Raw genomic sequence first — 13,743 nt, forward strand, 5'->3', positions numbered from 1 at the left:
CTTATTTGCCAGTAAAAATACTATTTTGTTTTTAAACATGACAAAATACAGTCAGTATGAGATAAATGAAAGGAATTTAATTTGTCAAATTATGATTAAAATTGGTACTTAATTTAATATCTGGCATTTTATGAAGACGTTTTATAAGATATGTGCAGTATTGTTTGGTGTTTTTATACTGATAACAAGCTGCAAATCGGAAAAGAAGGAAAAGGCATTTAAGGACGATTCTCCCCGAAGAATAGAAATGTTATTTCTGGGGCATTCCATTGAACATCACAATTCTGGTGCGTATTTCCCCATACTGGCTTCGGCCTTAACCAAGGATGGCATCAATATTACGTATACGGAAGATGTGAACGACTTAAATCCAGAGGAATTATCACTTTACGATGGACTGATAATCTACGCCAATCACGAAGAGATTACAGCCGCACAAGAAAAAGCCTTATTGGATTATGTTCGTGAAGGCCATGCATTTATTCCTATTCATTCGGCCAGTTTTTGTTTTAAAAATTCACCGGAATATATAGACTTGGTCGGGGCGCAGTTCATGAGTCACGAGACGGGTACCTTCACGGCTGAAATTGTAGATAAGGAACATCCAATCACAAAGGACTTAAAACCTTTTGAAACCTGGGACGAAACCTACGTACACGATAAAATTGCGGATGATATTCACGTTTTAATGGAACGTGTGGAGGGCGACCATAGGGAACCATGGACCTGGGTTAAGAATTATGGGGAAGGAAAAGTGTTCTACACCGCTTACGGTCATGACGAGCGCACTTGGAACAACCCTGGTTTCCAAAATTTGGTCAAGGAGGGAATTCTTTGGGCCGTTCCGGAAAAGGCAAAAGAAAATTGGATGGCTTTCGCCAGTGATATTCCTACTTTGAAATATGAGGATAGGGAAAATATTCCAAATTACGAGAAAAGGGACCCCGCTCCTAAATACCAATTGCCATTATCTCCCGAAGAGTCCCAGAAATTCATTCAGGTGCCCGCAGGCTTTGAAGTTGAATTGTTTGCTTCGGAACCGGATATCATAAATCCTATTGCCATGAACTGGGATGAAAAAGGCCGACTTTGGGTGATTGAAACGGTGGATTACCCAAATACAGTACGAAACGATGATAGTATAGGTGATGATAAAGTAAAGATTTTAGAGGATACCGATGGTGATGGTAAGGCAGATAAGGTCACTGTCTTCGCCGATAAACTGAACATCCCTACCAGTTTTGCTTTTTACGATGGCGGTATCGTAGTATCCCAAGCACCGGAATTCATCTTTTTAAAGGATACGAACGGGGACGACAAGGCAGACGTTCGGGAGACCCTAATAGAAGGCTGGGGTACTTTTGACACGCATGCAGGTCCTTCCAATTTACAATATGGAATTGACAATCAATTATATGGGGTAGTGGGCTACTCCGGATTTGAAGGTCAGATTTTTGGAACCGATTTTAAATTTAACCAAAACGTGTATAGGTTCAATCCTAAAAAAAGCACCTTTGAAGTATTGACGAACACCTCAAATAATACGTGGGGATTAGGTTTGACCGAGGATAATTCAATCTTCGCATCTACGGCAAACAATACGCACAGCGTTTTTGTAGGCATACCCAATGCCAATTTTACCCATGTAAAAGGAATAGGAACGGATGGTAGTGCTAAAATAGATGGTCACTATGACATGCAACCTATTACGCCCAATTACCGACAGGTCGATGTTTTTGGTGGCTTTACGGCCGCTGCCGGACATCATTTCTATACCGCTAGGGCTTACCCAGAAAAGTATTGGAACAAGATAGCATTTGTATGCGAGCCTACGGGAGGACTGGTGCACCAGGCAAGAATCGTAAAGGATGGCGCAGGATATGTAGAGGAAGATGCCGGTAATCTTTTCGCGTCCGCCGATGAATGGTCTTCCCCAGTGGAAGCCAAAGTGGGTCCGGATGGTGTGGTCTGGGTCGCGGACTGGTATAATTTTATTGTACAGCACAATCCCACCCCAAATAAGGATAGGGGCGGTTATGATGCAGAAAATGGGGATGGAAATGCCTATGTGAATCCATTACGTGATAAGGCTCATGGCAGGATTTACAGGATAGTTCCAAAATATGACTATTCCTACGAACCCATAACACTGTCTAATGATGATCCGGATAAATTGGTAGATGCTTTAAGCAACGATAATCAATTTTGGAGATTGACCGCTCAACGTCTTTTGGTGGAACGAGGAGAAACCGATGTTTTAAATGACCTGTATAAATTGGCGAATACAAAAGAGGTTGACAGCGAAGGCTTGAATAATGTCGCGTTACATGCACTTTGGACGATTGATGGTCTAGGTGCTTTGGAATCTGACAGTAATGCACTAGGTGTGGTGAAAGGAGCGCTATATCATAAGGCTGCCGGCGTTCGTAAAGCGGCCATCCAGTTATTGCCTCGAAATGATGATTCTGACGATGCCTTGTTTAAGGCGAATACCCTGAACGATCGCGAACCGAATGTACAGCTAGAGGCGCTGCTTTATTTTTCGGAAAGGCCATCCTCACAAAAGGTAGGTTCTTTGCTCTATGATTTAGGCAGAAACGAAGCTGTTTTAAACGATGAGTGGATGTTCAAAGGAATATATGCTGCATCTGCTCAACATAGTGATGGGTTTTTAAACGCCTTTACACAGGATAACCCAACGTATGAAATGCCTGTAGAAACTACCAGTGATATAGGAGCAATGGATTACAATGATTCGGAATGGGAGACTATGGATTTACCGCAATACATAGAGGATGCAGGATTGGATATAGACGGGATTATTTGGTTTAGAAAGGAAATCTCCTTACCATCATCGGCCTCGGATAAAGTAGGTATAATTTCCTTGGGACCCGTTGATGATTCCGATGTAACATATATCAATGGAACCGAAGTTGGAAGTATGGCGGCCAGTTATAAATCCATGCGAAAATATGATATCCCGAAAGGCGTATTAAGAGCAGGGAAAAATGTTATTGCCGTACGCGTGGACGATACTGGTGGTGAAGGCGGAATTTATGGTAGAAGTTGGTCAATGAACATCAGGGTTGGCGAAGAAAGGTACTCGTTGGCCGGACCATGGAAGTATAAAGTGGAAAAGAACTATTCCAACAAGGTAGCAAAAACATATACAGAAGCAGATTTTGCCGTATTGCTTATGAAGAATTATGGAAGTGAAGGTGGTGTCTCTTCGGATATGACGGATGAAGATTTTTCCTATGCGAAAAAGATTGTTATAAAAACAATAACGAACGAGATGAAATACGATGTTACCAAGTTTGAAGTGAAAGCTGGAGAACAGGTGGAATTGATATTGGAAAACCCTGATTTTATGCAACATAACCTCATTATAACCAAACCTGGTAAAAAGGAAGCGGTAGGTGCAGCGGCGGATAAAATGGCAGCGGACCCAGATGCGGCGGAACTCTTTTATATTCCACAAACTGATGATGTATTATTTGCAACTCCGTTATTAAATCCGAACGACAGCTATTCATTGAAATTTACGGCGCCAACAACGCCAGGTGAATACCCCTTTATATGTACGTTCCCTGGTCACTGGAGAATTATGCAAGGGGTAATGGTCGTAAAATAGTATCCAAGATTTAGAATGGGAAGCATGAAGAACAAGATAAATTTTGGTGTAAGTACGTGGCTTTGGCAATCGCCCTTTACAACGGAAACTATAGCGCTTTTTCCAAAAATCAAGGCCATGGGTTTTGATGTTGTGGAAATTCCCGTCGAAGACCCGGCTTTAATTGATGTTAAAGTTTTAAAGGAAGCATTGGATGTCCATGGACTACAACCAACGATTTGCATTGTTTTTGGCGATGATAAGGATTTGACCTCAGAAGATGAGACCTTACACAAAAATTGTTTTGAACATGCGGAAAAATGTTTTTCCCTAGCTTCCGCACTTGGTGTAAGTTTTGTCGCCGGACCGCTCTATGCCGCTGTGGGAAAGGCTCGTTTGGCACCTGAGAATGTTAAGAAGAAGGAATGGAAGAGGTCCGTTAAGAACTTAAGGGTTCTGTCTGACATTGCTACGGTATACGGTTTGGATATTGCATTGGAACCCTTGAATAGGTTTGAATCCGATTTGATCAATACGACTTCGGATGTAGTCAGATTATTGGATGAAATCGACAAGGATAACATGAAAATTATTCTGGACGGATTCCACATGACCATAGAAGAACAGGATATTCGTAAAGCCATTAATTTGGCCGGTGATAGATTGATCCATGTTCAGGTTTCGGAAAACCACCGGGGGATTCCCGGTACGGGTTTGACACCTTGGGCCGAATTCGCAAAAGGACTACAGGACGTGAATTATTCCGGGGCCATAGTAATTGAAAGTTTTACCCCAGAAATCCCCGAATTGGCCGCGGCCGTCAATATTTGGAAAAAACTGGCGGACACACAGGATGCATTTGCATTCGAAGGATTAAAATTTTTAAAGAATACGTTTAAGTAAAATTGAAAAATATGAGTACAAAGAAAGTGAACGTAGCCATTATCGGTTTAGGTTTTGGTGCAGAATTTATTCCCATATATCAAAAGCATCCCAATGCGAATTTAGTGGCCCTCTGCCAACGAAACGAGGCCAAGTTGAACGAATTGGCGGACGCCTTCGGTATCGACAAGAGATATACCTCTTATGAGGAACTGCTTAAAGACCCAGAGATTGATGCCGTGCATATCAATACACCGATCCCAAACCATGGGGAACAATCCATTAAGGCCTTAAATGCCGGTAAGCATGTGGCTTGTACGGTACCTATGGCCACCACGGTTGAGGAATGTGCCGAAATTGTTCGACTGACCCAGGAAACCGGACTCACCTACATGATGATGGAAACGGTGGTCTATGCCAGGGAATTCTTATATATGAAAGAGCTTTATGAAAATGGTGAGTTGGGCAAGGTTCAATTTTTAAAGGCAAGCCACCAACAGGATATGGACGGATGGCCCAATTACTGGCCCGGACTGCCACCTATGCATTACGCAACACATTGTGTGGGACCGGTTTTGGCGTTGACCCAAGGTGAAGCGGAATATGTTTCCTGTTTTGGTTCGGGTACAATAAGGGAAGAATTGATCAAAGAATATAATTCGCCGTATGCCGTGGAAACGACCCATATTAAATTCAAGGATTCCGATTTGAGTGCACAAGTCTACCGTTCGTTGTTTGATGTCGCCAGACAATATCGGGAAAGTTTTGAAGTCTATGGTTCCAAGAAATCTGTGGAATGGCCCTTGATAGAGGGAAAACCCTTGGTAGTCCACACCGCTAAAAAACCAGAACCAGAGATTCCAGAAGAGGTTGAAAGTCCGGATTACGCTAAATTGTTGCCCAAGGAAATTCAACATTTTACGACCCAAGGGGTTTATGATTCCGAGGAAAATGAACATTTGTCCTTTACCCAAGGTGCTGGGCATGGGGGATCACATCCGCACTTGGTGCATGAATTTGTGGAAGCCTTGGTGCAGGAGAGAGCTCCATATCCCAATGCAAAGCAATCGGCCAATATAACCTGTGTGGGGATTTTAGCACATGAATCCGCCCAGCAGGGTGGGGCTATCATAAAATTGCCGGAGTTTACATTTTCTTAAGAGCGAAAGTATAGTTCATTCTGCATACTTGATTCGTGTAGAGCGATTTACGGCTATGTGAAAAGTACGTTATTAAGTTGGACCTCACCCCTCTAAAGGGTCTGTTTGCCACGAAAAGTACCTACCTGACAACATAAAATAGGGGAAGGTACCCTAGTTGTTTAATTTTAGGGCTTATCTCTAGTTCGAATAGGTTTGAAATACATTCTAGGCTTACTTTTCACTTTAGTGTTAGGATTCCATGTTATACATGGACAAGAAACGTATTCAGATACGTTTACCAACTTTTCCTACGGCAATAATGACGGTTCTATGACCTTTGATGGGAATTGGACCGAAACAGGAGAATCTGATAACCCGGGTTCTGGACGAATACTGATTGATGGTCAACGCCTGCGATTTCAAAATCTGGACAATAGCTATATTACTCGAAACCTAAACCTGGCAAATGCCTTAAGTGCGACACTTACCTTTGATTTTCAGCGGACCAATGGAAATGAAGTCGTCTCGGTTCAACTCTTTGATGGTACCTCATATACTACAATAGGCAATCTTAATGGTTCGGGTTCTTTTAGCTATAGTTTGAACGCCAACCAAATGGTTTACAATGCAGGTATCCGTTTTATTTCTGGTAGTGGCGGTTGGAGCAATTCTGAAACGATGTATATAGACAATGTATTGTTTTCGGTCATTTTTCCAAATGATCCTCCAGTAGTTGTTGGAGCAGGGGATCAGGTGTATTGTAACGGGAGTTCCACACCCATTGCCCAAAGTATAAATATCACCGATCCAGACGATACCTCTACCACAGCAGTTTATATTCAAATTTCCAATGGATACGTTATCGGGGAAGACTTACTAACCCTTACCGGTAGCCATCCGGGCATCACCGCAAGTTGGGATCCTGTTGAAGGAAAACTAACGCTACGGGGACCGGCGTCCTATACGGCTTTTGAAAATGCCATTTTGGATGTCCACTATTCCACCAGTGCAGCAAATCCTACAGGTATGCGACAATTTTCCATTACCGTGGGCGAGGCCAATTTTTTGCCTGCAACAGGACATTATTATGAATATGTGGCTGATGCAGGTATTACCTGGACAGATGCCGAAGTAGCGGCCAGCAATCGTACGTATTTCGGGCTCCAGGGCTATCTGGCCACTCTGACCAACCAAGAAGAAGCCGATTTTTCCGGTTCCCAAGCGCAGGGCGTTGGATGGATAGGTGCCTCTGATGCCGCTTCCGAAGGCCAATGGTTATGGGTTACCGGACCAGAGGCGGGAACACCGTTTTGGAGTGGGACGGCCGGTGGAACTACCCTGCCGCCCACTAATTTTGCCAATTGGAACGGAGGGGAACCCAATCAGTCCGGGAATGAAGATTATGCACATATTACAGACCCCTCCGTGGTTAGGGGGGGAGCTCCCTTAGGATCTTGGAACGATTTGCCCAATGCTGGAGGGAGCGGCGCATACAGCCCACAAGGCTATGTGGTGGAATACGGAGGCATGCCAGGAGATCCTGTGCTGAATATCAGCGCCACCACCACTTTGACCATGGATAACACTGCCCCTACGTGGTTAACTGCCACAGGAGCTTTGGATGAAAATTACCAATGTGCTGCCGATGTACCTTCCCTAGCGGCCTGTGGAGCCCTCAATGTAACTTTTTTTAACGAAGCTCAATATTCATGGGGTTTCGGTCTTCAAAACAATACAGGTTCCCAAATTGATGCTTGGGAGGTACGCATCACTAATGCCGATTATCAATTGAATGCAAGTCAGTTAAGTAACCAAAGTGCTTTCGTTTATACTGAGGTGGACAATAATGACGGTACGTATGACCTTATCCTTTCCGGTACGGGCCCCATTGCACCATACGGAAGTATTCCAGGAGGAAATATTGAATGGTCTGGAGTCAATTTTGGCTATAATCCCTCTTCGAATGGTACTTCGGTTTTTTGTGGGGCACTTCCTTTTACACCTCCCGTGGCCACGGATGATTGCACCGTAGCGAACATTTCTATTGTAAATGATGCGATTATCAATTTCAGTTCGGCCAGTGACTTTACAAGGGTCATAACTTATGTGGCAACGGATAGCAGTGGTAATACAAGTGTTCCTTTTACGAAGACCATAACCGTGCAGGATACCACGGCGCCCACAGCCAGCAATCCCGCTTCCGTTACCGTTTTTTGTAGTGCCGACGTACCTGCTCCCGACATAAACGTGGTTACGGATGAAGCCGACAATTGTATCGGTCCCTTGACGGTGGCCCACATAGGAGATAGTACCGATGGAGGCACTAACCCGGAAATCATAACTAGGACTTATAGTATTACGGATAGTGCCGGGAACTCTAGTAGTGTTTTTCAAACTATCAATGTCTATAACGTGGAAATAACTACACAACCCTCCAATATATCTACTGTGGCGGGAACTACTATTGACTTTATGGTTATTGCGAACAATGCGGACCAATACCAATGGCAAGTAAGTACGGATGGTGGAACATCCTTTACTGACCTAGTCAATGGCAACGGCTATGCGGGTGTTCAAACACCTAATTTGCAACTTTTAGGAACTTCTGTAGACCTACAGAAGAATAGCTATCGTTACCGTGTATTGGTATCCAATTCCACCGCATCATGTCCGCCATTAGTCTCCCAGGCCGCTATTTTGACCATTGGTGTGCGCACCATAGTTACCAATAGGCGTATTACCCATCGAGTCAATAAAAACTAGTCGGAAAAACTCATAAAGTCTCAATTTAAACAAGTTCTCAGGTCAATTGGATATAATTCCGATCAAACAAAAATTTTATACCTGTAGTTTTATGGTACCATCTAAATAAAAACATACAATCCATCGTAGAAAATCTACAGTTGGGTCATTCTTTTTATAAATTGCAGGTCTATTCAAGGAAATTTGAACAGCAAACAAATGTTTAACCCAATGAAATGTCTTTTTACCATGGTCGGTATTTTTTGGTTTTCCCTAGGAATGGCACAGACAGCCGCTATGGGAACCATTGAACTGGAAATAACCGGTATGGAAAATGACGAAGGTCAAATGTTGATCGGACTTTATAATTCCGAGGAAGGATGGTTGCTAAAACCTTACAAGGGAGCTTTTGGGAAAATTGCCAATGGCGTTGCCACGGTTATTTTTAGGGATGTTCCAGAAGGAGTTTATGCCATTTCCGTGTTTCACGACAAGGACAATGATGGAAAGCTTAACAGGCTTTTTGGTCTTCCTACTGAACGATTTGGAGCTTCCAACAACGCACCTTCCAAATTTGGCCCTCCCAAATGGCGGGACGCAAAATTTCATTTGTTGGGCGGAACATTGAAACACTCAATACAAATTCATTAAAAAAGCTGTTCAAAATGAAAAAAATCATCACACTGCTCTTGGTAGTGCTCACCACCCATGTCTGGTCCCAGGATCAGTTTACCAAAGGAATGGAAAAGGCCTTTGCCCTTTGGGGGGAAGGCAAATCAAATGAAGCTTCAAACCTGTTCGAAAGAATATCGAATGCAGAGCAGGACAATTGGTTACCCTTTTATTATGTTGCCCAAATAAATACCATCAACTCTTTTGGCGAAAAGGACGAAGAAAGATTGAAACAACAATTGGAAAAAGCCCAGGAATTTCTGGACATCGCCAAGCGGATATCGCCCAACAATCCCGAGCTTATGGTCCAACAGGCCATGACTTATACCGCGTGGATTGCTTACGATGGAGCCACCTATGGGATGACGCACTCAGGAAAAGTAGTTGCACTTTATAACGAGGCACTTAAAATTGCACCAGAAAATCCACGTGTAGTATTTTCAAAAGCGGAATGGGACATGGGTGCCGCCTCCTACTTTGGCCAGGATACCGCTCCGTTCTGTAAGGATGTGGAGCACTCCTTGGAACTTTTTGCTAACTTTAAACCGAAAGGTCCCTTTTACCCAGATTGGGGAGAAGATAGAGCCAAGGCCATGTTGGAACAGTGTAAAGGTTAGGAAATGGAAAAATTTCTAAAACTCTTAAGAATATCCATTTATATCACAGCAGGGGTAACCCTGCTTAACCTTTTGTTTTTTCTAAATGAACCATTAACCTGGCCTGTCTTTTTGGAGTACCTAGGTATCTGTTTCTTGTTCAGCTTTGTACTGACCTTGGTAAATGCCTATTACTATGATGGTGTATCCATAAGATATGATTGGGCCACACAACCTAAAGCTCGGCTTTGGGTGGGAGCATTAGGTTCGGTCATACTCTCCATTATTGCCTTTGGACTGGTACGGATGTTTTTATCCATGGTCCTCTATGGAAATTCCTTTAGTAGTTTTTTGGAGAATGAAGAGTCTTTTTCCTATGTTTTTGCCATTATCATTACTGTTTTGATATCCTTGTTTCTGCATGCCTTTCATTTTTATAAGGCACTGCAGGAAAATAAGGTCAAGGAACAGAAAATTATAGCAGGTACGGCATCCGCCAAGTTTGATGCGCTAAAGAACCAATTAGACCCCCACTTTTTGTTCAATAGTCTTAATGTATTGACGAGCTTAATTGAGGAAGACCCGGATCAAGCGCAAAAATTTACAACCTCGCTCTCCAAGGTGTATCGGTATGTTTTGGAACAGAAAAACAAGGATCTCGTTTCCGTGGATGAAGAATTACAGTTCGCCAAGACCTATGTAAAGCTCCTAAAGATGAGGTTCGAGGATAGCATAATCTTGGATATTCCTGAAAAGGCTTCCGATCCGGAGGCCAAAATAGTTCCACTCTCACTACAATTATTGCTGGAAAATGCCGTAAAACATAATATTGTCAACTCGGCAAAACCATTGCATATCAGGATTTATGAGGAAAACGGGCATTTAAAGGTTACCAATAACCTACAGGAAAAACAGGTGGTTAAAAAAAGTAGTGGGGTAGGCTTGCAAAATATTCAGCAGCGCTATGAACTTCTGAGTACGCGAAAAATGAAAATCCAAAAAACGGCCACTGATTTTACCGTGCAGCTTCCCATGTTAACCCAAAAAATATCTGTAGTTGAGACCCAAGAAGATTTTATAGAGGACAAGCGGTATCAAAAGGCCAAGGAGCGTGTAGAGAATATAAAGGGCTTTTACGGAAATCTTATAGCGTATTGTATCGTAATACCCTGTCTGGCTTTTTTAAATTATAAGACAACTAGTTTTCCTTGGATTATCTTTCCGGTAGTGGGCTGGGGCTTTGGGTTACTCACCCATGGCATGGAGGCCTTTGGATACCATCCTATTTGGGGTAAACGTTGGGAGGAAAGGAAATTGCGTGAATTAATGGAAAGGGACGATTTTTAGCCCTTATTTTACTGTAAAATCAGCTTTTGGTTTCCTTGTTTTTATCCCTTATTTGGTTAAACTTCAAAATGTATTTCGCCATATAATCCCCTTTTTTACAATCCATCCTAAAAAAAATACAGTTGGGTACTTCCTTTTTTTAAAACCCCCATACTTTGGGGAAATTTGAAGTGTAATCAAAAATAAATCAGGAGTTCATACTCATTAAAAAAATCAATAACATGGAAACTACAAATGAATTTAAGTACAGGAGAGCAAAGGAAAGAGTTGAAGCTATAAAAGGTTTTTACAATAATTTGCTGGCATATTGCATCATTATCCCTTTTTTAGCTTGGATAAACTATAACACGACCAGTTTTCCATGGGTCCTTTTTCCCGCAATAGGCTGGGGCATAGGTTTGCTTGGTCATTGGTCCAATGCCTATGGGTACAATCCATTTTTTGGTAGGGACTGGGAAAGGAGAAAACTGGAAGAATTTATGAAAAGAGATGAATTTTAAGGAATAAGGTATCTTTAAATAATCCAAAGAATCAATAAACCAACACGTTATGATAAATAATAATCAAGAGTCCAAATATTATAGGGCGAAGGAGCGAGTAGAAAATATAAAGAAGTTCTATACCAGTTTATTATCCTACGCCATCTTTATAGCCTTTTTGGCGGGATTGAATTATTGGATCGATGAGTGGAATTACCCATGGTTTTTATGGGCGGCATTCGGATGGGGAATTGGTTTAATCTTTCAAGCGGTCAAGGCATACGGTTTCAACCCAATACTTGGTAAGGACTGGGAAAACAGAAAGCTAAAAGAGCTGATGAAAGAAGAAGAGGAACAAACAAAATGGAAGTGATGGAAAAAAATAACGAAAAATTGCAAAGGGCCAAGGAAAGGCTTAAGGAATTAAAGGGCTTTTATTGGCACTTGGCAGCCTATATAGGAGTTAACAGCTTTATAAGCATTTCTTCTATTATTGGTAGAATGAGTAACGGAGCCAATTTTTTGGATGTACTGGATTTTGGAACCTTTGCAGTGTGGATATTTTGGGGAATCGGTTTATTTTTCCATGGGATGAAGGTGTTTTCCTATAATCCTATTTTTTCAAAGGAATGGGAAAAGCGACAAATTCAGAAATTTATGGAAAAGGATAGGCAGGAAGCTGAAAAATTTGGCAGAAATGGAAGATAGACTACACCAATCGGAAAAATTAATAAAAGCTCGCAAACGGGTCAACGATATGAAAAAGTTCTATCGTCATCTAAGAGTCTACATTATAGTAAATGTATTGTTACTAGTTGTGAAATTAAATTTATTTAATTGGTTTAAGGATGATTATGACTGGATGCAAGATCCTCAATTTAGCGACTGGATAGGTATAAACCTTCTAGGAACTCCTGTTTTTTGGGGAATAGGGCTTTTAGGACATGCACTTTATGTTTTTAAGTTCAAATCAAAATCTTGGGACGAACTCAAGCCTAAGTTCATAAGGGATTGGGAACAAAGACAATTGGATAAATTTCTAAAGGAAGAAAATAAGGATTGATGGAAACAAGGGACATTAACGAAAGAAAAAAGCTAAAAAGGGCTCAGGAAAGACTAAAGCAATTGAAGGGCTTTTATATTCATCTTACCATTTATTTAGTGGTAAACATCACTCTTTTAATATTGAAATTGATCGGAAATGCCTCCTATGGGGAATCCTTTATGGGGCCGGTATGGCACTTTAGTACCTTTAGTACATGGTTTTTCTGGGGAATAGGCTTATTCTTCCATGGTCTGAAAGTTTTTAACCGAACCACACTTTTTTCTAAAAATTGGGAGGAGCGTCAGATTCAAAAATATCTGGAACAGGAGAAGCGGGATGCGGAAAAATTTGGTAGCCATAAAAGGTAAAAATGGACAACCTAAAAAAATATATCAAGGCATATAATAAATTGTATTTTTAACATACCACAAGCATTGAAAAAAGCATGAACGTAATTATTATAGAAGACGAAAAACCTGCCGCCAGAAGACTTGGAAGACTTTTATCTGAATTGGATGTGGAAGTATCTACCATGCTTCACTCCGTGGAGGAATCCATTATATGGTTCCAGGAAAACCAGCATCCGGACCTTATTTTCTTGGATATTCAGCTTTCGGATGGGCTTTCCTTTGAAATATTTGATGTGGTAGATGTTAAGAGTGCTATTATTTTTACCACCGCTTATGACGAATATGCCCTTCAGGCTTTTAAACTAAACAGCATAGATTATCTGTTGAAACCTATTGATGATGAGGAATTGGAAAGTGCCGTTAAAAAATACCGCACCTTAAAACCCGAGACCAAAAAATTGACCTTGGATTTTGAGGATATAAAAAAGCTATTGGTAAATCCTTTGGAAAGAGAATACAAAAAAAGATTTACGGCCAAAGTGGGTCAGCATTTGAAAATAATAAACGCAGATGATGTGGAATGTTTTTATAGTGAGAACAAGGGCACGTATGCGGCCACATCCGATGGTAGAAATTATTTGCTGGATATAACCTTGGAAAATTTGGAAGGGGAGCTACAACCTGAAACCTTTTTTAGGGTCAGCAGAAAGTTTTATGTGAACATCAACTATATTAAAGACATCATTTCCTATACCAATTCCCGTTTGCAGATTAAGCTAAATTCATTTTCGGAACAGGAAATCATTGTGAGTAGGGAACGGGTCAAGGATTTTAAGTTGTGGTTGGAGTAGGTGGTATGGTTTATAGTTAATAGT

13 protein-coding genes are annotated in these 13,743 nt (G+C 41.5%); all 13 read left to right on the forward strand.

Going from position 1 to position 13,743, the window contains the following annotated elements; genetic code table 11:
• Window positions 1-130 precede the first annotated feature (130 nt).
• The 13 genes from CJ263_RS17265 to CJ263_RS17325 all read left to right on the forward strand — a co-directional run bounded on the left by CJ263_RS17265 (window position 131) and on the right by CJ263_RS17325 (window position 13,719).
• Complete coding sequence (locus CJ263_RS17265) at window positions 131-3,634, forward strand: PVC-type heme-binding CxxCH protein (protein WP_094998412.1); 3,504 nt, start codon at window positions 131-133, stop codon at window positions 3,632-3,634.
• Between the two features lie 24 nt (window positions 3,635-3,658).
• Window positions 3,659-4,516, forward strand: a complete 858-nt coding sequence (locus CJ263_RS17270) for a sugar phosphate isomerase/epimerase family protein (protein WP_094999289.1) — start codon at window positions 3,659-3,661, stop codon at window positions 4,514-4,516.
• Between the two features lie 11 nt (window positions 4,517-4,527).
• Window positions 4,528-5,655, forward strand: coding sequence for a Gfo/Idh/MocA family oxidoreductase (locus tag CJ263_RS17275; protein WP_094998413.1), 1,128 nt, complete (start codon window positions 4,528-4,530; stop codon window positions 5,653-5,655).
• Between the two features lie 195 nt (window positions 5,656-5,850).
• Window positions 5,851-8,400, forward strand: coding sequence for a C-type lectin domain-containing protein (locus CJ263_RS17280; protein WP_094998414.1), 2,550 nt, complete (start codon window positions 5,851-5,853; stop codon window positions 8,398-8,400).
• Window positions 8,401-8,610: 210 nt separating this feature from the next.
• The gene (locus tag CJ263_RS17285; protein WP_158657191.1) at window positions 8,611-9,030 is read left to right on the forward strand and encodes a DUF2141 domain-containing protein; all 420 of its coding nucleotides are present in this window, start codon (window positions 8,611-8,613) and stop codon (window positions 9,028-9,030) included.
• 14 nt (window positions 9,031-9,044) lie between these two features.
• Window positions 9,045-9,668 (forward strand): tetratricopeptide repeat protein, encoded by a 624-nt coding sequence (locus CJ263_RS17290; RefSeq protein WP_094998416.1) that lies wholly within the window; start codon window positions 9,045-9,047, stop codon window positions 9,666-9,668.
• A gap of 3 nt (window positions 9,669-9,671) precedes the next feature.
• Window positions 9,672-10,994 carry a 2TM domain-containing protein gene (locus CJ263_RS17295; protein WP_094998417.1) on the forward strand — a complete coding sequence of 441 codons (1,323 nt, stop codon included), beginning with the start codon at window positions 9,672-9,674 and terminating at the stop codon, window positions 10,992-10,994.
• A 221-nt stretch (window positions 10,995-11,215) separates the two neighbouring features.
• Window positions 11,216-11,494: a 2TM domain-containing protein gene (locus CJ263_RS17300; protein ID WP_094998418.1), complete on the forward strand. Its 279-nt coding sequence runs from the start codon at window positions 11,216-11,218 to the stop codon at window positions 11,492-11,494.
• 49 nt (window positions 11,495-11,543) lie between these two features.
• The gene (locus CJ263_RS17305) at window positions 11,544-11,846 is read left to right on the forward strand and encodes a 2TM domain-containing protein (protein ID WP_094998419.1); all 303 of its coding nucleotides are present in this window, start codon (window positions 11,544-11,546) and stop codon (window positions 11,844-11,846) included.
• Window positions 11,846-12,181 carry a 2TM domain-containing protein gene (locus tag CJ263_RS17310; protein WP_308423242.1) on the forward strand — a complete coding sequence of 112 codons (336 nt, stop codon included), beginning with the start codon at window positions 11,846-11,848 and terminating at the stop codon, window positions 12,179-12,181. Before CJ263_RS17305 ends, CJ263_RS17310 begins: the two co-directional genes overlap by 1 nt.
• Window positions 12,171-12,536, forward strand: a complete 366-nt coding sequence (locus CJ263_RS17315) for a 2TM domain-containing protein (protein ID WP_094998421.1) — start codon at window positions 12,171-12,173, stop codon at window positions 12,534-12,536. Before CJ263_RS17310 ends, CJ263_RS17315 begins: the two co-directional genes overlap by 11 nt.
• Complete coding sequence (locus CJ263_RS17320) at window positions 12,536-12,886, forward strand: 2TM domain-containing protein (protein ID WP_094998422.1); 351 nt, start codon at window positions 12,536-12,538, stop codon at window positions 12,884-12,886. The genes CJ263_RS17315 and CJ263_RS17320 overlap by 1 nt, the downstream gene beginning before the upstream one ends.
• Window positions 12,887-12,963: 77 nt before the next feature.
• Window positions 12,964-13,719, forward strand: a complete 756-nt coding sequence (locus CJ263_RS17325; protein ID WP_094998423.1) for a LytR/AlgR family response regulator transcription factor — start codon at window positions 12,964-12,966, stop codon at window positions 13,717-13,719.
• Window positions 13,720-13,743: the final 24 nt, after the last annotated feature.

It is taken from the genome of Maribacter cobaltidurans (assembly GCF_002269385.1).
GTDB lineage: Bacteria > Bacteroidota > Bacteroidia > Flavobacteriales > Flavobacteriaceae > Maribacter > Maribacter cobaltidurans.

Excerpts from the sequence above, each read along its gene's own strand:
- CJ263_RS17270 (WP_094999289.1), top strand. The coding sequence starts at position 3,659 with ATGAAGAACAAGATAAATTTTGGTGTAAGTACGTGGCTTTGGCAATCG.
- CJ263_RS17310 (WP_308423242.1), top strand. The coding sequence starts at position 11,846 with ATGGAAAAAAATAACGAAAAATTGCAAAGGGCCAAGGAAAGGCTTAAG.
- CJ263_RS17320 (WP_094998422.1), top strand. The coding sequence starts at position 12,536 with ATGGAAACAAGGGACATTAACGAAAGAAAAAAGCTAAAAAGGGCTCAG.
- CJ263_RS17300 (WP_094998418.1), top strand. The coding sequence starts at position 11,216 with ATGGAAACTACAAATGAATTTAAGTACAGGAGAGCAAAGGAAAGAGTT.
- CJ263_RS17325 (WP_094998423.1), top strand. The coding sequence starts at position 12,964 with ATGAACGTAATTATTATAGAAGACGAAAAACCTGCCGCCAGAAGACTT.
- CJ263_RS17265 (WP_094998412.1), top strand. The coding sequence starts at position 131 with ATGAAGACGTTTTATAAGATATGTGCAGTATTGTTTGGTGTTTTTATA.
- CJ263_RS17295 (WP_094998417.1), top strand. The coding sequence starts at position 9,672 with ATGGAAAAATTTCTAAAACTCTTAAGAATATCCATTTATATCACAGCA.
- CJ263_RS17305 (WP_094998419.1), top strand. The coding sequence starts at position 11,544 with ATGATAAATAATAATCAAGAGTCCAAATATTATAGGGCGAAGGAGCGA.
- CJ263_RS17290 (WP_094998416.1), top strand. The coding sequence starts at position 9,045 with ATGAAAAAAATCATCACACTGCTCTTGGTAGTGCTCACCACCCATGTC.
- CJ263_RS17275 (WP_094998413.1), top strand. The coding sequence starts at position 4,528 with ATGAGTACAAAGAAAGTGAACGTAGCCATTATCGGTTTAGGTTTTGGT.
- CJ263_RS17285 (WP_158657191.1), top strand. The coding sequence starts at position 8,611 with ATGAAATGTCTTTTTACCATGGTCGGTATTTTTTGGTTTTCCCTAGGA.
- CJ263_RS17315 (WP_094998421.1), top strand. The coding sequence starts at position 12,171 with ATGGAAGATAGACTACACCAATCGGAAAAATTAATAAAAGCTCGCAAA.